The 19,196-nt window shown below is 37.3% G+C and carries 20 protein-coding genes; 7 read left to right on the forward strand and 13 right to left on the reverse strand.

Annotation, left to right across the window (positions count from 1 at the left end; all coding sequences use genetic code 11):
* Positions 1 to 42: 42 nt before the first annotated feature.
* Positions 43 to 2,130 carry a DUF2339 domain-containing protein gene (locus QH639_RS23140; protein WP_131519499.1) on the reverse strand — a complete coding sequence of 696 codons (2,088 nt, stop codon included), beginning with the start codon at positions 2,128 to 2,130 and terminating at the stop codon, positions 43 to 45.
* A gap of 81 nt (positions 2,131 to 2,211) precedes the next feature.
* Positions 2,212 to 2,463 carry a phage holin gene (locus QH639_RS23145; RefSeq protein WP_131519498.1) on the reverse strand — a complete coding sequence of 84 codons (252 nt, stop codon included), beginning with the start codon at positions 2,461 to 2,463 and terminating at the stop codon, positions 2,212 to 2,214.
* A 324-nt stretch (positions 2,464 to 2,787) separates the two neighbouring features.
* On the opposite strand from QH639_RS23145, the gene QH639_RS23150 reads away from it, so the two are divergent.
* The 4 genes from QH639_RS23150 to QH639_RS23165 are packed head-to-tail and all read left to right on the forward strand — an operon-like array spanning position 2,788 to position 5,462.
* Positions 2,788 to 3,150, forward strand: a complete 363-nt coding sequence (locus QH639_RS23150) for a GntR family transcriptional regulator (RefSeq protein ID WP_131519497.1) — start codon at positions 2,788 to 2,790, stop codon at positions 3,148 to 3,150.
* Positions 3,151 to 4,014 carry an ABC transporter ATP-binding protein gene (locus QH639_RS23155; protein WP_131519496.1) on the forward strand — a complete coding sequence of 288 codons (864 nt, stop codon included), beginning with the start codon at positions 3,151 to 3,153 and terminating at the stop codon, positions 4,012 to 4,014.
* Entirely contained in the window at positions 4,011 to 4,706 is a 696-nt protein-coding gene (locus QH639_RS23160; protein WP_054550576.1) for a hypothetical protein, read from the forward strand. Before QH639_RS23155 ends, QH639_RS23160 begins: the two co-directional genes overlap by 4 nt.
* Positions 4,707 to 4,730: 24 nt before the next feature.
* Complete coding sequence (locus QH639_RS23165; RefSeq protein ID WP_131519495.1) at positions 4,731 to 5,462, forward strand: CPBP family intramembrane glutamic endopeptidase; 732 nt, start codon at positions 4,731 to 4,733, stop codon at positions 5,460 to 5,462.
* A gap of 15 nt (positions 5,463 to 5,477) precedes the next feature.
* Here QH639_RS23165 and QH639_RS23170 read toward each other — a convergent pair whose 3' ends face one another.
* The 3 genes from QH639_RS23170 to QH639_RS23180 all read right to left on the reverse strand — a co-directional run bounded on the left by QH639_RS23170 (position 5,478) and on the right by QH639_RS23180 (position 8,478).
* On the reverse strand, positions 5,478 to 6,833 hold the full coding sequence (locus QH639_RS23170) for a YjiH family protein (protein ID WP_131519494.1): 1,356 nt from the start codon (positions 6,831 to 6,833) through the stop codon (positions 5,478 to 5,480).
* Positions 6,834 to 7,219: 386 nt separating this feature from the next.
* On the reverse strand, positions 7,220 to 7,540 hold the full coding sequence (locus tag QH639_RS23175) for a monooxygenase (protein ID WP_131519493.1): 321 nt from the start codon (positions 7,538 to 7,540) through the stop codon (positions 7,220 to 7,222).
* A 14-nt stretch (positions 7,541 to 7,554) separates the two neighbouring features.
* The gene (locus tag QH639_RS23180) at positions 7,555 to 8,478 is read right to left on the reverse strand and encodes a DsbA family protein (protein WP_131519492.1); all 924 of its coding nucleotides are present in this window, start codon (positions 8,476 to 8,478) and stop codon (positions 7,555 to 7,557) included.
* A gap of 166 nt (positions 8,479 to 8,644) precedes the next feature.
* On the opposite strand from QH639_RS23180, the gene QH639_RS23185 reads away from it, so the two are divergent.
* A complete protein-coding gene (locus tag QH639_RS23185; RefSeq protein WP_131519491.1) occupies positions 8,645 to 9,217 on the forward strand; it encodes a TetR/AcrR family transcriptional regulator in 573 nt (190 codons plus the stop codon).
* A gap of 60 nt (positions 9,218 to 9,277) precedes the next feature.
* Here QH639_RS23185 and QH639_RS23190 read toward each other — a convergent pair whose 3' ends face one another.
* From QH639_RS23190 to QH639_RS23210, 5 genes are all read right to left on the reverse strand, one after another.
* Positions 9,278 to 10,039, reverse strand: a complete 762-nt coding sequence (locus tag QH639_RS23190) for an IucA/IucC family C-terminal-domain containing protein (protein ID WP_237899746.1) — start codon at positions 10,037 to 10,039, stop codon at positions 9,278 to 9,280.
* A complete protein-coding gene (locus QH639_RS23195) occupies positions 10,036 to 10,863 on the reverse strand; it encodes an ABC transporter ATP-binding protein (protein ID WP_131519489.1) in 828 nt (275 codons plus the stop codon). The genes QH639_RS23190 and QH639_RS23195 overlap by 4 nt, the downstream gene beginning before the upstream one ends.
* Before the next feature lie 48 nt (positions 10,864 to 10,911).
* On the reverse strand, positions 10,912 to 11,952 hold the full coding sequence (locus QH639_RS23200) for a FecCD family ABC transporter permease (protein ID WP_281115338.1): 1,041 nt from the start codon (positions 11,950 to 11,952) through the stop codon (positions 10,912 to 10,914).
* Complete coding sequence (locus tag QH639_RS23205; RefSeq protein WP_131519487.1) at positions 11,945 to 12,961, reverse strand: FecCD family ABC transporter permease; 1,017 nt, start codon at positions 12,959 to 12,961, stop codon at positions 11,945 to 11,947. The genes QH639_RS23200 and QH639_RS23205 overlap by 8 nt, the downstream gene beginning before the upstream one ends.
* 123 nt (positions 12,962 to 13,084) lie before the next feature.
* The gene (locus tag QH639_RS23210; RefSeq protein WP_281115339.1) at positions 13,085 to 14,095 is read right to left on the reverse strand and encodes an ABC transporter substrate-binding protein; all 1,011 of its coding nucleotides are present in this window, start codon (positions 14,093 to 14,095) and stop codon (positions 13,085 to 13,087) included.
* A 574-nt stretch (positions 14,096 to 14,669) separates the two neighbouring features.
* Between QH639_RS23210 and QH639_RS23215 the strand changes: the two genes are divergently transcribed.
* A complete protein-coding gene (locus QH639_RS23215) occupies positions 14,670 to 14,975 on the forward strand; it encodes a CotD family spore coat protein (RefSeq protein WP_016991980.1) in 306 nt (101 codons plus the stop codon).
* Positions 14,976 to 15,073: 98 nt separating this feature from the next.
* On the opposite strand, the gene glnA is transcribed toward QH639_RS23215, so the two are convergent.
* The 3 genes from glnA to QH639_RS23230 form a co-directional block, all read right to left on the reverse strand.
* Positions 15,074 to 16,408, reverse strand: a complete 1,335-nt coding sequence (gene glnA, locus QH639_RS23220) for a type I glutamate--ammonia ligase (RefSeq protein ID WP_004225810.1) — start codon at positions 16,406 to 16,408, stop codon at positions 15,074 to 15,076.
* A gap of 55 nt (positions 16,409 to 16,463) precedes the next feature.
* Positions 16,464 to 16,841, reverse strand: a complete 378-nt coding sequence (locus QH639_RS23225) for a MerR family transcriptional regulator (protein ID WP_131519485.1) — start codon at positions 16,839 to 16,841, stop codon at positions 16,464 to 16,466.
* A 154-nt stretch (positions 16,842 to 16,995) separates the two neighbouring features.
* The gene (locus tag QH639_RS23230; protein ID WP_131519484.1) at positions 16,996 to 18,249 is read right to left on the reverse strand and encodes a methionine gamma-lyase family protein; all 1,254 of its coding nucleotides are present in this window, start codon (positions 18,247 to 18,249) and stop codon (positions 16,996 to 16,998) included.
* Between the two features lie 341 nt (positions 18,250 to 18,590).
* Between QH639_RS23230 and QH639_RS23235 the strand changes: the two genes are divergently transcribed.
* A complete protein-coding gene (locus tag QH639_RS23235; protein WP_004225816.1) occupies positions 18,591 to 19,196 on the forward strand; it encodes a trimeric intracellular cation channel family protein in 606 nt (201 codons plus the stop codon).

Here is a 19,196-nt window from a genome sequence, read left to right on the forward strand (position 1 = left end):
TGTATTTAATGACTACCTTTTACTAGCAATTATATCTTTATTCTATTCATTTTTCCTCAACAACCTACCCGACAATAGCATTCCAATACCACCAATGGTAATAAATAGAACAGCTCTAATCAGTAAATCAAGGGCAGATAAGTCAAAGAAAATTAGCTTAATAAATGCGATAACTAAAATAATAAAGCCTGTTGTGCGCAATGTTTTTAAATGATGTGTGGAACTAATCCATAGTGATACACTAGCAGTTAAGAATAATGTAATAGTTGTAAGAGCGATACTTAGCTTCCAATCAAGGGCGTTGTTAAACGTAAACTGATGGATCAGCCCCCATATTGAAATCATCGTGAGCACAATCCCCGTACTTACAATGGCGTCCACATATTTCCCCAGACGGTCCTCGTACAATCGATAAATAATTCCTTTTACAAGCACATCAGCGACAATCGCTACAACCACTGCTAAATAAATTAATCTAGTGATAGTGTTTAAGCTTTCCAACATTGACACCCTAGTACTAATCATCAAGGAGACAAGTAGGAAAAATGCGCCAAGTACTGGCGTTAAAGCACGCCCTTTGTAAGTTTCCTCTACAAATAAAGAACCAGTAAATAATACAGCTAGTACGATACACACCATATATGGAATGTCATTTGTGGCTGTAAAGTATACGGCATCTAGCTTGCTAATATAGGCTAAGAAATAGCCAGCTGTGACCACTGCTAAAATATCGATTACATACAAATCCTTCATGACCTTTTCAAAAGGTGAGAGTGCCTCTTTAGGACGTCTTGCATATAAATAAATAATGATGAAATAGATGATTGGCATAAATAAGCTTAAATGATCGATGCTGAAAAATGGACTTGGTTCATGGAAAACAAAGTTTAGTGTAAATGTCATCACAAGGGAAAGTGAAGTAACGACCTTCATCATACTTGCACGTATTCGTAAGCTCATCATCACGCCTGCAAATGCAATCAAAGGATACAATAAATCATCCACTTTATTCGGAATATTCAATAGAAGTATCATATTACAGAAGGTGATAAACACAAGTGTCACAGCACTATCCAGTACCTCCTGCCATTTTTGACGATAGCTATAAAACGCTACAGCGCCAAATAAAGCCATTAAAATGAGGAGTAGCATTTCTCCATTTTCAAGAGAACGAATGATTAGGTTCAGCAGTAATAAACTAAATGAGCCTAAAGAAAATTGGAGTCCAATGTGAAGTGGCTTCCATTTGGATTGTGCGTTATACAGTAAACACCATATTGCATAAAAGATTGCTAGAATCACAAGTAAGCCAAGTGCAAAAACTACTTGCTGATCACTATTCATAAATGCTATAACACTCACTGCTAGCACTGAAAAGAATGTGGCGATATAAAGGGCTAGCTTTTGCTTGTGCTGGTAAATCACTAACTGCAATGCAGCAAACAATACGACCACAAATAATAAAATAATGACAGCACTAAAATCCATATATTCTAGTAAGTAAGGTAGTAATAATGATGTAAAGGCAACAAAAACAGTTAGTGCTTCATTTTTCTTCAAATAGCTAATGGCAATACCATAGGCAATATAAAGCAGCGTAATGCCTAGTGCTGGAATAAGACCAATGATTTCATATAATATGGCACTCGCTGCGGTTGTTAAAATACCAACAATAAATGCCCCACCATATAAAGAAATCGTTATAGCTGATGAGCCTACTTTCCTACGCTCTAGTACATAGGCTATAACCGCCAATCCCACCGATAGTACATAGGCAAGGATGATTTTCACGCCATCCGATAAATAGCCATAGTCACTGACAAGTTTTAGACCCCAAAGTACGCCCATTACTAAAATAACCATGAATACTTTTGGAAGTGCCCACATAACACGTTCCTCCATCGATGGCTGTGGTTGCACTTCTTTTTCCGCTACTTTAGTCGGGATAGGCTTCGACTCCAGTACTGGTTTTGGTTTAATTGGTTCTGATTGCTTGATCATCGACTGTCTGGCATCAAGAGTATTAATTTTTTCAGCTCTTTGCGAACCTTTTAATACTGACAACTCCTGACGTAAATCTGCCATTTCCTCCTCGAGCTTTGCAATTCTGCGCTCCAATTCAAGGGACATTCAATCATCCTCCCCACTTTATCAATTTTCTAACATTATAACATATTTATCCTTATTGTAAAATTACACTTTTTGTTCATTTTATCTCGGTCTCCGATACATTAAGGCACGTTCACTATCACTAGTGCCCCGTGTGGTTGGATCGACAATGACCCCCATTAACACAAGAATGGACAAGACTGTATTTAAAATAGATGATATTTGCTCACTCATCACCCCTGTAAAATCATAGCCAAAAATTGCAGCCACTTGTTGTGCGAGTAAGAGCAGCAATGAAAATAGCCCTAGTAGAAATGGAATATGTTGAAGACGAACCTTCCAATTAATTCTCATAAAAGCTCACCTCCCCCCCTCTTGCCACAGTATATGCATAGTGGTTATGTGACACATATGCAAAAATGGAATTCTCGCCAAGTTACTAGGATTTTTTGATAATATTTTGTGATGCAAACTATTTTCAAACATAGAAAGTGAAGGAAGCTTTTTCATGAATAACATGTTCATCTATTTAGTTTACTTAGAGCCCTCTCAAAAATGAGAAGGTTTTTTTTATGTAAAAATTTTTGTACATTTTTTTACCAAATCATTGACAATGGATGCCATAAGTTATATGGTTAGTTACACAAGTAATTAACCAACTAACAAGTGAGGTGGATTGTGATTCATTCTTTAAATAACGAAAAGCCCATTTTCCAACAAATACGTGAAAGAATAGAAGATGCCATTCTAGATGGACAGCTACAGCCTGAAGATCGCATTCCATCTACAAATGAGTTTGCAAAAGAATACCAGATTAATCCTGCAACTGCTGGGAAAGGCGTGAATGAATTAGTGGATAAGGGCGTCATTTATAAAAAGAGAGGTGTCGGTATGTTTGTCCATGCAGACGCCAAAAATATTTTAATTACTGAGCGTAAAGAAAGCTTTGTCCAGCAACATATTGAACCATTGAAAAAGGAAGCAAGACGTCTAGGCATTTCAGATGAAGAGTTACAAAAATTGATACAAGGGGGATCATGAATGAAAATTAATGTGAGTAATGTCACGAAATCCTATAAACAGAAAGCAGCTTTGAAAAATATCTCTTTCACCATGGAGGGACCAAAGATTATTGGCCTTTTAGGACACAATGGTGCTGGCAAAACAACTTTTTTGAATTTATTATCAGGCCTCATCTCTACAACAAGCGGAGAAATTTTAGTTAACGGAGAAAATGTCTTTAATGCCCCATCCACATTACGTGATATTTGCTTTGTGGCTGAAAGTGGCAACTTTCAAGAAGAAATGACCATTGCCCAAACATTAAAGGCCAATCGCTTCTTTTATCCAAAATGGGATGAGGAGCTAGCTCAGGAACTGCTACAAGTATTCGCCCTGAATCCAAAAGATAAAGTGCGTAACCTTTCAAAAGGGATGGTCTCCGCACTTGGAATTATTACAGGCTTTGCAAGTTGTACAGCTATAACTATATTCGATGAACCATATATCGGTTTAGATGTAGCCGCACGTAATATGTTTTATGATTTGTTAATTGAGCAGCAAACAGAAAATCCGCGATTATTTATTCTATCTACACATTTAATCGATGAGGCGAGCGAGCTATTTGAGGAAATTTTCATTCTACATGAGGGCGAACTTTTGCTCCAAAAGACCACTGATGAATGGCGAGATCATATTGTGGCTGTAAAAGGCAATGCCTCAGATGTTGAGAGAGCAATTGGGGATTTACAAGTAATCTATCAACATACATTTATGCAAGAGATGACAGCTATTGTCTTCGCAAATGGTCAATCCATTGAAGATCAGAACATTACGCTTGAATCTGTTTCTCTTCAAGATATGCTCGTCTATTTAAGTAAACAGAAAGTGAGGCCAGGGCGATGAACACGATGAAAGGCAGTTTTTATATCTTATTTCAAAGCTATAAGAAGCAAAATATTATTTTTTGGAGCATTTTATTTTCGATTGTGCTTTTGTCATTTTTCTTAGATGCATTTTTTGGTCAATATGTATCATTTGCTATGACTATTTCAATTCCTGTTTATATTTTTTACAGTATGATGGCAACAAAACTTCTCAATAAAACCTTACCCTATTTTTTAAAGCTAGGATTAAGTCGTCAGCAATATATGTTGTATGTCGGGCTATTTTTTATCAGCTGGAGTCTGGTCGGTGCCTTGATTATTGCGTGTGCTCATCAAATCATTTCTTATGTTTCTACCCTATTCAATATCAAAGATATTATTATCATCCACCCTATCTTATTTTTTGATATTACCCATTCATTTTTCCAAACAGTAGTATTGGATACGGTCTTGCTTTTATTTTGTCTAAGTTCTGGCCTTCTCCTTAACGTTGTTTTTTATCGTTTAGGCATACTAGGAGGCTATAGCTTAATTGGTTTCCTAGCATTAATACCTATATTAATGGTGATCTTTGAATGGTATTCTCCGTTGTATAAACTATTAGCCAATTCATCTATATTAGCGATTTTAGGGAGCATGTTTGTTTTTAGTATTTTCCTCTATCTAGTTATTTCAGCTAGTATGCGAAAGGTTTCTGTAAATCCTGTATAAATAGAATAGGAGGAAGATAATAACATGAACTCAAAAATGTTGATAAAAATAATTGGTTTAGAGTCTCTACTCCTATTTTTCTATGTTTTAAATGGTGCCTTTGTTTCTATCAAACAACCTTTAAGCCCTTTTCTACAGTTTGCGCTGTCAATCCCATTTGCATTAGGTCTCTTCATATATATAGCGACGAAAAAGAAATGGAGAGAATATTTCTTTTATCCTATTAATAAGAATCATTTCTTCATCACCTTACCGCTTCTTCTTATTTTCGGCATCATCTTAGTAAGCACAAAAGGATTGAATATGACATCTATTAGTGATTTAGTTGTCATGTTTATCATGCAAATTTTCATTGTAGCGTTTATTGAGGAGTCTGTATTTAGAGGCATTATGCTACGCATGCTATTAGCAAAAGGGGCTTTTTCTGCTGTCTGGATTTCTAGTATATTGTTTGGCGTCACACATGCGTTACAATTACTAGATGGCCAATCTCTAGAAGATACGATTCTTCAAATCATCTATGCTCTTTTAGTTGGCCTTGTTCTAGCTTTACTTGTATTGGAAGGTCAATCAATTATCGTAACAATTATTTTCCATGGACTGAATAATTTCTTTAACATTATGGGAAATACGGCAGGCTCCATGTTAAGTGCCTATCTTATCATTTTAGTACTCTTTATCTACATGCTGACGTTATGGAGACGTCTAAAGAAAATCGATTACAATCTGTTTATGAAAAATGCCAAGTCCATTTAAGACTTGGCATTTTAGTTAGAAGAGTAGGTGACCAACCAATGCGGCAATTGGAAGAGAAATAAGCGTACGTAGTATAAATAAGACGACTAAATCCAAAAATTTCAATGGAATTTTTGTACCTAAAATAAGTCCACCTACCTCAGACATATAGATCAGCTGTGACACAGAAACAACTGCAATAACAAATCTAGTAACATCCGATTCAATCCCTGCCCCTAAAATAGAAGGTAGAAACATATCGGCAAAGCCAACAACCATTGTTTGCGCTGCTTCAGCCGCTTCAGGTAAGCCAAGGACGGTTAAAATTGGCTCGAATGGTTTTCCTAAAATCACAAAAATACTTGTAAATTCAGCAAGCATTAAGGCAATTGTCCCAAAAGCCATAACGATAGGGGCAACACCCACCCATAAATCAATTACATTTCTAGAGCCATCTTTGAAAAATTGTCGAGGATCACGATTTGCATGCGCAATAGCAAGTGCATTTTCTAAGCCATGTGAGACAGAATTATAGCCCTCTGGTAATTTCTCACGTGAATAATCTACTGGTGTCCCATCTATATATGTATCTTCTTTTTTCGCAAGTGGATAGATTCGAGGCATAATAATGGCTAATACAATTCCACAAAGGACTACTGTCAAATAATAAGGAATAAAATAGCGTGCCAAATGCACAGTATCCAGCACAACGATACAGAATGTGATGGACACTACTGAGAAACTTGTGGCAATAATCGCAGCTTCTTTTTTTGTATAGTTCCCCATCTCATATTGTTTACTTGTCATTAACACACCTATTGTGCCATCACCAACCCATGAAGTAAGAGCATCAATGGAAGAACGCCCTGGACTTTTAAACAGTGGCCGCATAATTTTCACCATCATTGTCCCGAAAAATTCAAGTAAACCGAAGTTTGTTAAAAACGGTAAAAGGAAACCAGCAAACAAAAAAATGGTAAATAAAAACGTCACAAGTCCCTCATTTGGATCCATTAGGAGTCCACCTGTATTTTCATTATTAATGGCAGAAGGTCCAAAATTAAAGACCACCATTGAAGCAAAGGCTAAACCGATAAAACGAGTAATGGTCCAAAACCAATTAACATAAAACAATGAATCTAAAATACTAGGTTCTTTAGCATTTTTACGAGGGATAAATTTCGCTATCAGTGCACCAATCGCAGAGATGGCAAACATTATAATTGTAAAATAGCTAATGACCGGAGCCACAATCCCCGCTAAAACATTGGCTAGTATGGCAATGGGCACTTTCCAGCCCTCTTCTGTTAAAAGGGGGGTCATAAATAGAAAGATACCAATTAAAGACGGAATAATGAAGTAAAAATATGTAGCAACAGAATACTTTTTCATTTTTTTATAAAACCTCATCTCTTTTAATCTCAATAATTTATGTATTTTGCATTACAACAATTAAAATAGTGTTTATAAGAAACATTTATTTATCCATCGTTGTACTACTATACAAGCAAATATATGTTGTGTTCATTCACTATCTCATCCCTCCTTCTGTTATAGGACTATTTTAAAAGCTTTGAAGTATTGAGCATTAAATAGAATAACACTCACATTATTCATGTTTTTATACCATTAACGTGTTATAAAACTATTGTAAACGCTACAACACATTTGGTTCAACCTCGCAATATTCTGAATTTTTATACATCCATAAATAAAAGAGTCTAACTTCTTAATTCGAAATTAGACTCCTGTGAATGAGCTAGCAATTCTAGTATGCATCAGCATTTTTTTAATTGTTTTACTGGACCTTTCGTGACTTCAGTCAGTTTTGAATTGATCGCAAAGATTTTTGCGTTGATAGTAGTAATCCCAAATTCAGCTAGCCTTTTGGAATGCATTTCTATATATTGTTCAGCTGTGCGTTTAGATTCGAATAGATAGATGCCGCCTGCTTCGTTTGTTTCAGGGCTCTCTGTCCAAATTTTCCACAAAAGTCCTTCCTCTTCATAAATACTTTTGGCTAAATCAGAAAACGCTTCTGCCATCACATCACCAAATGGTCCATCCAATTTAAAATCTACCTGTAATACGTATGTCATTGCCATTCTCCTCATTATTTAGTAGTAATATAACATTCACCGAGTATTTCTTTCATTTCATATTGCTCTGATGAAAGCTCTTTTTTCACATAAGATATAACCTCTGACTTTTCCAAATCATACATGACTTCAATTTCTTTCGAAAATAGAAGCTTTTCTTTTTCAAGCAAGCTTAAAAGAGATGGCTGTTGTTTTGGTTGCAGCTCTTCCAAATTGAGAACCTGTTTTAGTCCTTCCACATAGTTTACAAATGGACGCCCACCAACAATTTTCAACCCTTTATTATCTTCATTCATCATAATAATAGTTGGAAATCCTCTTACGCCTAGATTTCTTGCAAGGTCAAAATCTTCATTTAATAACGGTTGCCCGTTTGTTTGTTCTGATTCGTTTACAATAGCCGCTCCATCAAGCCCCAGTCTATTTACAATGTCAATCATAACGGATGTATCTGCAATATTTTGATTGAATACGAATAGCGCTTCTCTTGCTCTGCGCAAATATTCAAATGCTATAGCATCATGCTGATTTTTTTGAATCACTTTAAAAACACGAGATGGTGGATAGGATGATTGCACTGGATTGTTCATCATCACTGTTCCATCTATTGGCATGCGATAATTTTCTCCCACTTCTCTCCAGTGTCCTACAACGTCGGCAGGTCCAGATATTCCATTAGCAGGATCTACTGGACCATCACCCCATTTTTCTAGTAATCCTCCCATAATCGTATGAAAGTTAAAATAGTGTCCGTACTGCTCGATAAAACGTCGAAGAACGGGTTCGAGTGCCCAACAATGAGAACATATTGGATCAGTTACATAGTATACTTCAATGGATTTCTTTGGTTGATTAAAATCAATCATCCCCAATTCCTCCTCGCCAGCTACTCCACATACACCTGTCTCTAAATCACAAACCATTGGATGATTCTTCAATTGACTATCCCCTTTTCTTACTTTCATTAAAAATAAATATATAACACTCTTATTTGCCTTACAGTTGTATTTTATTCATAATAAAATCATCAATAAACCAATAATCTATTTGAATTGTTGTATATACAACACTTTGAAGAAATTGTTTAAAAAGGAGTGCTAAGTAATGACCTCATCTAAGACAGATCTTCGTGTTATACGGACTCGTAAATTAATCATGGATTCTTTCATTGCACTTTCTAGTAAAAAAGAGTTCAAGGATATAACGGTTAAGGATATTACGACAGAGGCCATGATTAATCGTGCAACTTTTTATTATCACTTTGAAGATATATATGATTTGTTAGAGAAGGTCCTATCAGAAGTATTATTAGTTAATTTGAATGATGACTTTCTACAACATAACGAACTTAATGAAGGAGCTTTCCTTATTCTCTTTAAAGCGATAACTAATTTTCAAAAGTCATTGTCTAATCGTTGTCATCGAGGCTATGAAGAGACAATTGCTCGAATTATTAGAGAGCAGCTTGAAATTATCTTTTACAAAATGTTATTGAAACAAAATGCAGCGACAGGGAACGAAGCGCTAAAAATGACTGCTGTAATATTAAGCTGGGGAATCTATGGCGCTTCTATAGAATGGAGAACTAGCAATCAGGAGATACAGCCTGAAGAATTTATCAAACCTGCAATTCCTTATTTATTGGCAGGTATTGACAACCAACATAAAAGTGAATAAACACTTATGAAATGATAAGTGTTTACTCACTTTTGGTGGTTAGAGATTTTGTTGTTATGATCATCTTTTTATTTTTGGACAGGAGATACAAAAATCATTTGCTTCTTCAGAGGTATGATAATAGAAACAACATGTTTTTCTCAAGCGTACAGGTTGCTCCGATTCCATAATCGTCACTTTAGGACCACAATAGTTCGTCAAAGGATTTTTTCTTTCTCCAAAAATAGAGCCTGGTGCTAGGTTTACAATATAATGATAATCCTCTTGTATACGGGCCTTTTCTTGCTCACTGGCTCCTTCCCCTATTTTTGTTTCATAGAGCCAATTCACATAAATAGCTGTGTTTTCCCATAAGATTGTTTTTGGAATTTTACTTATTTCCGCCAACGACTGCCAAACCTTCGCTAAATTATTCGCAAAGATTTCTCTAAGAACCTCATCACGCCATTTTTCTCGGTCTTCAGTAGGTATTGACACTGTGCGATTGATTAGCCGAATTTTGGGAAGCCAAGGTTTTGTATATTCCGCTTCTACCCACATATTATCAATTCTGCAATGTAGTCCTTTATCGTATCTGGACATAGCATAGAAGGCTGAAGCTATCGTTAAGACGCTATAGCGCTTCGCAAATAACGATGCCGTAACTAGGATAGAGGGCGATTGAAAGAAATGGGCAATTTTTTGTAAATAATCTAGAGCTTGTTCATTGTCCAATAAATTTTTGGCATATAAAGAGTATGTAGCATCTACTGCAGGCTCTATCGCCAATCGATAGTCTCTTAGTAACACGGATGTTTCTTCAGCTGACAGTGATAGGCTCAACAGATCCCTACCTCCTCTAATTCCACTGTTTGAACTGTTCGCCCCTTGCCATGTGGCACACATAAAGGTGTACCAAAGAGCGGGTCTTTAATAATGGTACAATCCATACGAAAAACAGCCTGGACCATCTCTTCTGTCACCACTTCCTCTGGCTTGCCTTGGGCATAAACCTGTTTATTACGCACAGCCACAATATGATGGGCATAGCGACAGGCTAAGTTTAAATCGTGTAATACCATAACGACGGTACGCCCTTCATTTTCATTTAAATCAAATAGTAAATCTAAAATTTCTACTTGATGAGCCATATCTAAATATGTAGTAGGTTCATCTAGTAAAATTAGATCTGTTTTTTGAGCCAATGTCATAGCAATCCATACACGTTGCCGCTGACCACCTGATAATGCATCTACTGGGCGATCAGCAAATTCAGTCATCTGCGTTACTGCAAGCGCATTGTTTACAATTTCTTCATCCTCCGTAGACCATTGTTTTAACCAACTTTGGTGTGGATAACGACCTTGCTTAATCAATTGCTGAACAGTTAATCCTTCTGGTGCAACAGGGCCCTGCGGCAGAATAGCTAAACGTTTCGCCACTTCTTTCGTTGAAATGGCATCTAGTTTATTCTGATCTAAAAAAATTTCACCCGACTTCGCTTTTTGTAGTCGTGCAAATGTCCGAAGTAGTGTAGATTTTCCACAACCGTTGGCCCCAACTAGTACTGTAATTTTTCCTTTTGGTATTTGAAGATTCAAATCCTCTAAAATAAGATTTTCTCCATAACTTACATGTAAATTTTGTGCTTCTAAGACATTTTTCAAAACCCTGTCACCTTCTTCTCCTGCTTTTAATTTTTTTATCATGAAGCTTTATTGATTGCGCGTTCTAAATAATAAATAAATAAAGAATGGTGCGCCAATTGCAGCAGTAAAGACTCCTGTAGGTAAGTCCTTTGGTAAAAAGGCTGTGCGTGCCACCATATCAGCCAGAATGACAATGATTCCACCTATAATAGCTGTCACAGGAATTAATCCTGCAAAGGAACGCCCAACAAGCATTCTGCTCATATGAGGAGCCACTAATCCAACAAAGGCAATGCCACCAGCAAAAGCTACTGCAGAACCAGCTAGCATGACACTAATGAGTAGAAAAAGTAATCGATACACTTGTACTTTTACTCCTAGCCCTATCGCTATTTCATCGCCTAATTCCTTCACATTCACCGTTCTTGCTAAAATAAATGTTAGTGGCACTAAAATGACTAGCCACGGTAATAGCAAATAGACATCCTGCATATTGGCCCCATACAAACTACCTGTCAGCCATAAATAGGCTTTCGTTGTAGCGGCTACATTACTGATTACAAGCAGCATCGTCACAACCGCCTTTGCTAAGGCTGAGATACCAATTCCAATTAGTACCATTCGAATGGGTGTGACTCCTTTTCTCCATGATAGTAGATAAATGACGAAGGAGACAATACCAGCACCTAATATAGCAGCTAACGGTAAAAATTGAATGCTGACTGAGCCCATAAAGTACACGATAAAAATAATTGCACCCATCGATGCTCCACTCGTTACACCAATAATATCTGGGGCAGCAAGAGGGTTACGGATAATTCCTTGTAAAATTAAACCGGCAACTCCCAGCGCAGCACCAACTAATAAGGCCATTAAGACACGCGGGAGCCTTAATGTATGTAAGACAAAATCGTAATCTCCATTGCCATAGCCTAATAATTCTTTCACCACTGTGACAGGATGGATAAACTCGCTCCCCGCAGATAAACCAAGAACCGTAATGAGGACTAATAATAAGCTTAATAGTAGTAGTATCCAAGCCGTTCTTTTAGCAATTTGAAAGGATATACGATTAGTTTTCGTTCGAACCGACACATAATTAGGCATTTTTTGCTAACCCCTTTCGTGCAATATAAATGAAGAAAGGAGCTCCGATTAAGGCTGTCATGACACCAATCGGCATTTCCAATGGCATAATCACATATCTTGCCGCAATATCAGCCAACAGTAGCAATATTGCTCCCAACACGGCACTGTAGGGAATAATCCAGCGATAATCCGTGCCAACAAGATGGAGCGCCATATGAGGGACAATCAAGCCAATAAAGCCTATTGAACCTGCAACAGCTACTGAACTGCCTGCCAGTATGATAATAATTATGCCTAGCGTGATTTTCGTAATCATTGTTCGTTGTCCTAATCCTTTGGCAATATCATCTCCTGATTGTAAAATATTGATTGAACGCCCCATAAATATTGCCACAACTGTCACTCCTAAAATAAACGGTAAGACAGGCACGAGCATTTCAATACTACGCCCCGATACAGAACCCGCTAACCAAAACAGGACACTTTGTAAACCTTGTTCATCGATGACTAAAAGCCCCTGCGTAAACGAGACAAATAGAGCTGTAATCGCTGCACCAGCTAATACTATTTTTATCGGTGTTAACCCATCTCTTCCTAATGAGCCTAGGAAAAAAACCATCGCCCCCGCTGCACCTGCCCCTAAAAAGGCAATCCACATATAGCTCATTAAAGATTGAACGGAAAAAAGAGTAATAGCACTGACAATAAAAAATATGGCCCCTGCATTAATACCTAAAATATCAGGAGCTGCTAAAGGATTTCTTGTTAATGCTCGCATTAATGCGCCCGCAATGGCAAGGCTTGCGCCAACTACTGTAGCGATCACAGCTCTTGTAAATCTAGATGTTCGAATAATGACATGCTCCTTGTTAGCAGCATCAAAATGAAAAATAGCATCATAGATTGACGAAAAAGGTATGGACGTTTGACCAATAGCTATGCTGAATATAAATGCCAGCAAAAGAATCAAACAGCTGATGAATAAACCTATTTGTTTCATCGGTGTACTGGAAAGAATAATTCTCATGTTATGCCAACTTTCTTGATCCACAATTTAGCTTATGTAGGTTTCAATTATGCTCAAACACTACAATGAGAGGGCTGTTATTCAAGTATTCTCTAACACTTTTAACAGCCCATCCTTCATTCACTATTTTTCTAATTCAAACTTGTCATAAATATCATCTAGCATTAAATTAGCACTAGTAATACCACCTGCTAGATTCCAATTAATTTCATCTACCTGATAAACCTGATTCGCTTTCACTGCGTCAAGCTCTTTCCAAAGTGGATGGTTTGTCCAATCTTCATAAGTTTTTTTCACTGTCTCATCATTTTCCATAAACATATAAATAACATCAGCATTCATTTGTGTGATGCTTTCCTTGTCAGTTAGCTTCACAATTTCTAAAGAATCATCTGTTAAATTTTTAGGACCTTGGAATCCAAGCTCAGATAAAATAGAACCCGCATAACCTGTCACATAAATACGAGCATGGTCTGCTCTGAAGTTGACAACAGAAACATGGAATGGCCATTTATCGCCAAGCTTCTCTTTGATTTTTTTTTGGAAATCAGCTACTCGTGTATCCCAATCGCCAAGTAATTCATTCACCTTATCTTCTTGATTCATTGCTTGACCCATCATTTCAGCTGTTCCTTTGAAATCGAAAACCGTTTCATGAGCAACTGTTGGTGCAATCTGCGATAACTGATCATAAATTTCTTCATGACGTACTTTAGAAGCAATAATTAAATCTGGTTTAAGCTTTGCAATTTCTTCAAGGTTTGGTTGTGTTTCTTGTCCTACAATCGCAACGCCATCAAGCTCATTCTTCATATAATTATAAACAGGCGCTTCTGCCCAAGATTCTACTACCCCAACTGGTTTAATGCCCATAGCAACTGCAACATCTGTTGCGCCTTGATATAGTGTAACGATTTTTGTAGGTGTGCCTTCAATCGTTGTAGTACCCATTGCATGTGTAATCTCACGACTAGAAGATGCTGATTCAGTGTTGCTTTCTTCTGCTTTGTCGTTCTCTTGTGAACTACTGGAGTTCGATGTTTTCTCCCCACACCCAACTAATAATAACGCGAAGGTTAATAGTAGTGTGAAAAGTACAAAAAAGTTCTTTTTTTGCAGTGATAATTTTGGCATACATTTCCTCCTAAGAAATAATCGACAACGATAATCATTATCAATTAAAGAGTATACTGTACGATTGTTTTATTGACAATATCTATTTTTTCAAAAAACATACTTTTTTAATAAAAATTTATTTTAAAATTTCATGACATTTAACCAATAAGCTAATGACGCGAGGAAGAACGTTATTTTAATAAAACTAAAACCTACTCATTGTGTTGAAAAACAAGCAAGTGGATGGCTGTTAGACTCGTTACTTCTTCACTTCGAAAATATGTGCTATTTTGTTCTCTACTGTTAGTATGAAAAAAGTTTTGCACATGATCGAGGAGAACTTATGCCCTTTGGAAAGGAAAACGCCTCGCCCCGCGAAATTGCTTTTCCTGCCGTTAACATCATCTTTTTTCAACAATATGTCATGCTTTCATTTCACTCAAAGACGTAGGCAAATTGATTATAGATTTTCTACTATTTTAGTTACTTGTTAGATTTACCTATGCATTAATAGGCAAATAAATAGACCCTATCGACGTATATCTCATATCTTAATAATGAACTACAACTTATCAAAACAGGAGGTAATAACATGTTTCAACGAAGACGCCATCCGGCAAAAGGTCCACACTGCTGTCCGCCACAAATGATGCCCATGCAATATGATCCACCACAATTTTTACCACCAGAGCAATATGTACGCACAAATTATATCCATACAGTTGTTCCACACGTACAACCTGCACATGTTACAACAGTGAACAAACATATGATTGATCATCAGTATTATTTCCCATGCACAGAATCTGTCGTGAATGAATGCTGTGAAACACATACAATGTGCGGTATGCCACCTAACCCTTGCCATATGCCACACCATCATAAACATATGCGCTAATACTAAAATAACGATGGGGTTATCATATGACCTCATCGTTCCTAATATGTTCAGAAAAAAACCGAGTACCCTTTATCAGGCACTCGGTATCTTTATGATTAATACATTTTTAAATATTGATCGCGTTCCCATTGATGAACAGTTGTACGGTACATATCGAACTCGATTTCTTTTGCTTCTTTAAAGTTTGCATAAATATGCTCACCTAATGCTTCCTGTGCTACTTGATCTTTAGCAAGTAATGTTAGTGCATCATCAAGTGCTGCAGGTAGGTTTTCAATACCATTTGCTTGACGCTCTTCTTCCGACATCACATAGATGTTGCGGTTAATAGCAGCAGGTGGTGTTAGGCTTTGACGAATACCTTCAAGACCTGCTTCTAAAATAACAGCCATCGCTAAATATGGGTTTGCAGAAGGGTCTACAGAGCGTACTTCAACACGAGTTGAAAGGCCACGTGCAGATGGAATACGAATTAATGGTGAACGGTTTTGTGCAGACCATGCTACATAACATGGTGCTTCATAACCTGGTACTAGACGTTTATAAGAGTTAACTGTTGGGTTTGTTACAGCTGTGAAACCTTGTACGTGTGCAAGAACACCCGCCATGAATTGCATAGCTGTTTCAGAAAGACCTAATTCTGTAGATTCATCATAGAACGCATTTTCTTTGCCTTTAAATAGTGACACGTTAAAGTGCATACCAGAGCCCGCTTCACCAAATAGTGGTTTTGGCATAAATGTAGCGTGTAAGCCATGTTTACGAGCGATTGTTTTAACCACTAATTTGAATGTTTGGATGTTATCACACGCAGTAACAGCATCCGCATATTTAAAGTCGATTTCGTGTTGTCCTGGAGCTACCTCATGGTGTGATGCTTCAATTTCAAAGCCCATTTCTTCTAGCTCTAACACGATATCACGACGGCAATTTTCACCAAGGTCTGTTGGCGCTAAATCGAAATAACCACCATGGTCATTTACTTCTAATGTTGGTTCGCCTTTTGCATCTAATTTGAATAAGAAGAATTCTGGCTCAGGCCCTAAATTGAAGCTTGAGAAGCCCATTTCTTCCATTTTTTTAAGAATTCGTTTTAGGTTGTTACGTGGGTCACCAGCAAACGGTTCGCCTTTCGCAGTGTATACATCACAGATAAAACGTGCTACTTTCCCTTTTTCAGAAGTCCAAGGGAATACTACGAAAGTATCAAGATCAGGATATAAATACATATCAGATTCTTCGATTCGAACGAAACCTTCAATAGATGAGCCATCAAACATCATTTTATTTTCCAGTGCTTTGTCTAATTGACTTACAGGAATCTCAACATTTTTGATAGTGCCAAGAATATCTGTAAATTGTAAACGAATAAAGCTTACGTTTTTTTCTTCGATGAGACGTTTAATGTCCTCTTTTGTGTATTTACCCACAGTTTTCCACACTCCTATAATTTGTCTAGCTTTTATGTTTACCCTACCCTATTTATTAATAGAATCGAGATAAATCCCCTCTTCGGATGGACGATTTTTGCATGCGCTGTGCTTGACGCATTTCTTCGCGCATAATTTGGCGTAATTCTGAATCACTTAAATCTTGCTCATCAGTTGTTGCAACAGGATTTTTCTTTTTAGCAAATATTTTTTTAATCTTCGCCATATTCATACCCTGTTCTAAGTAGTCTTTAACCTCAAGCAATATATCGACGTCATTTAGTGAAAACATACGTCGATTGCCTTCTGTTCGGTGCGGCTCAATTAAATGGTGTTCTTCATAATAACGAATTTGTCTTGCCGAAAGCTCTGTTAATTGCATCACGATACTCATCGATAATAACGGCATAGTTCGTCTAATTTCACGACTCATTTAAGTCCTCCTCCAATACCCGCTTATCATATAACGAATTTTTTTTACTGTCAACCAACCATGTAAGGTTATCTAACATGAATGGCACTATTTTTTTCAATCTGATTAAAAATTGTAAAAAACTCTTCATATTTAGGCTTTATCTATTGTCTTGTTATGCTTTTTGAATGGCTTGAACCGCACTGCATATAGCAAATTTAACGTGTTCATATGTTAGTCCACCCTGGATAAATGCTGTATATGGCGGTCGTATTGGGCCATCCGCTGTTAGCTCAATGCTGGACCCCTGAATAAATGTTCCAGCCGCCATGATGACATCATCTTCATAGCCTGGCATATAGGCTGGTTCAGGAGCATAATGGGCATTTATCGGTGAGTTCGCTTGTATTTCGCGACAAAAGTCAATCATTTGCTGTGCTGTTTGAAAAGATACTGATTGAATTAAATCTGTACGCTTCGCATGATAGCTCGGAGTAGTACTCATGCCAATTTCATCGAGCATTGCAGCTGTAAATATCGCCCCTTTAAGTGCTTGCGATACAACATGGGGTGCCAGGAAAAATCCTTGATAAAAATCACCTAGTGTATTTAATGTGGCCCCCGCTTCTGCTCCAATACCTGGAGAAGTCATACGATAGGCACATTTCTCCACTAAATCTGCTCGGCCAGCAATATAGCCACCAATTTTAGCCAAGCCTCCACCTGGATTTTTAATGAGCGAGCCTGCCATTAAGTCAGCACCGACCTCTGTAGGTTCCTGTGCCTCTACAAACTCGCCATAGCAGTTATCTACAAAAATAACAGCTTTCGGGGCTATTTTACGTACCTTTACACACATATCTGCAATTTCTTCTATTGTAAAGGATGGACGTGTTGCATAGCCTTTTGAACGCTGAATCGCGATCATTTTGGTTTGTGCTGTAATAGCAGCCTCGACACCTGCCCAATCAATAACCTGATTATCTAGTAAATCCACATGTCGATAACCGATTTTATAATCTTTCAGTGAACCTGTATCTTTTTCACCACCATCGACAATGGATTGCAATGTATCATATGGCTGACCAGAAATATAAAGCAGCTCATCACCAGGACGTAAAATACCGAATAGACTAAGCGTAATTGCATGTGTCCCTGAAATAATTTGTGGTCGAACTATGGCTGCCTCTGCACCAAATACTTCTGCATAAACACGCTCTAGATTATCCCGTCCCTCATCATCATAGCCATAGCCGTTTGTTGGATGTAAATGATAATCACTTACTTGATGCTTTCTGAAAGCTGCTAGCACCTTCTGCTGATTGTAGAACGCCATTTCTTCTACCTTGGCATGATAAGGCCGAACTTGTTCCTCTACTTTTTCCGCTAACGATAGCGTTTCTGTTGATAACTTTGATGTAAACGTCATTCTTTCTTCTCCATTTCATAATGTCTCGCATTTCAATCAGTAAGATTTATTGACTATCTAAATTGACTTCAATCACTCTAGAATTCCCTAACCAACTACTGTTATATGAACGCTTTTGACGAATGTTTTTCTTTATTTTAATCACATTTTATCAATTTGTATGTGCACCTGTAAAACTTGCCTATTGTTTCTAAGGGCATTTTACGCTAAGCTAATGTGCGGACTCATTTCAAGAAGCGTATTTAATGACCGATTTTGGCTATTAAATTCATAGATTCTGTTACGTAAAAAGTCTTTTAACTTTTAAAAAAGTTTATTTATTGATAGAAGGGGTGAAAGGGATGGCTTGGGAGGTTTTTAGTATTATAGGAACAATTGCCTTTGCTATTTCGGGGGCAATTATTGCCATGGAAGAAGAATACGATTTATTCGGTGTATATATACTTGGTATTGTGACTGCTTTTGGTGGAGGAGCTATCCGAAATTTACTCATTGGACTACCTGTCACAACACTTTGGGGACAGGATATGATGTTTCAAATAGCGCTTGCTGCGATTACGATATTCTTTATTTTTCCCCATCATCTGATTCAACATTGGCATCGTTGGGGTAACTTCACAGATGCGATTGGCTTATCAGCATTCGCAATTCAAGGCGCACTCTATGCTGTCAAGCTTGATATGCCAGTAAGCGCAGTCATTGTAGCTGCTGTTTTGACAGGTTCAGGTGGTGGAATTGTACGAGATTTATTAGCTAGAAGAAAACCATTAGTTCTCCGTGATGAAGTTTATGGGGTTTGGGCAGCTCTTGCTGGATTGTTAATCGGCTTCGAGGTTTTTACAGGGGATATTTTCCTTTATATTTTATTCGCAGTAATTACAGCTTTACGTATTCTTTCCTATATGATGAAGTGGCGCTTGCCATTACGAAAATTAAATCGTGCATAA

It is taken from the genome of Lysinibacillus sp. 1 U-2021 (genome assembly GCF_029916965.1).
Lineage (GTDB): Bacteria > Bacillota > Bacilli > Bacillales_A > Planococcaceae > Lysinibacillus > Lysinibacillus capsici.

What these genes read in the sequence shown, in the direction of transcription:
- QH639_RS23200 (WP_281115338.1), bottom strand. Translation starts at nt 11,952, where the DNA reads ATGCCTAATTATGTGTCGGTTCGAACGAAAACTAATCGTATATCCTTT.
- QH639_RS23230 (WP_131519484.1), bottom strand. Translation starts at nt 18,249, where the DNA reads ATGACGTTTACATCAAAGTTATCAACAGAAACGCTATCGTTAGCGGAA.
- QH639_RS23205 (WP_131519487.1), bottom strand. Translation starts at nt 12,961, where the DNA reads ATGAGAATTATTCTTTCCAGTACACCGATGAAACAAATAGGTTTATTC.
- QH639_RS23165 (WP_131519495.1), top strand. Translation starts at nt 4,731, where the DNA reads ATGAACTCAAAAATGTTGATAAAAATAATTGGTTTAGAGTCTCTACTC.
- QH639_RS23215 (WP_016991980.1), top strand. Translation starts at nt 14,670, where the DNA reads ATGTTTCAACGAAGACGCCATCCGGCAAAAGGTCCACACTGCTGTCCG.
- QH639_RS23170 (WP_131519494.1), bottom strand. Translation starts at nt 6,833, where the DNA reads ATGAAAAAGTATTCTGTTGCTACATATTTTTACTTCATTATTCCGTCT.
- QH639_RS23145 (WP_131519498.1), bottom strand. Translation starts at nt 2,463, where the DNA reads ATGAGAATTAATTGGAAGGTTCGTCTTCAACATATTCCATTTCTACTA.
- QH639_RS23140 (WP_131519499.1), bottom strand. Translation starts at nt 2,130, where the DNA reads ATGTCCCTTGAATTGGAGCGCAGAATTGCAAAGCTCGAGGAGGAAATG.
- QH639_RS23155 (WP_131519496.1), top strand. Translation starts at nt 3,151, where the DNA reads ATGAAAATTAATGTGAGTAATGTCACGAAATCCTATAAACAGAAAGCA.
- QH639_RS23175 (WP_131519493.1), bottom strand. Translation starts at nt 7,540, where the DNA reads ATGACATACGTATTACAGGTAGATTTTAAATTGGATGGACCATTTGGT.
- QH639_RS23185 (WP_131519491.1), top strand. Translation starts at nt 8,645, where the DNA reads ATGACCTCATCTAAGACAGATCTTCGTGTTATACGGACTCGTAAATTA.
- QH639_RS23235 (WP_004225816.1), top strand. Translation starts at nt 18,591, where the DNA reads ATGGCTTGGGAGGTTTTTAGTATTATAGGAACAATTGCCTTTGCTATT.
- QH639_RS23210 (WP_281115339.1), bottom strand. Translation starts at nt 14,095, where the DNA reads ATGCCAAAATTATCACTGCAAAAAAAGAACTTTTTTGTACTTTTCACA.
- QH639_RS23160 (WP_054550576.1), top strand. Translation starts at nt 4,011, where the DNA reads ATGAACACGATGAAAGGCAGTTTTTATATCTTATTTCAAAGCTATAAG.
- QH639_RS23225 (WP_131519485.1), bottom strand. Translation starts at nt 16,841, where the DNA reads ATGAGTCGTGAAATTAGACGAACTATGCCGTTATTATCGATGAGTATC.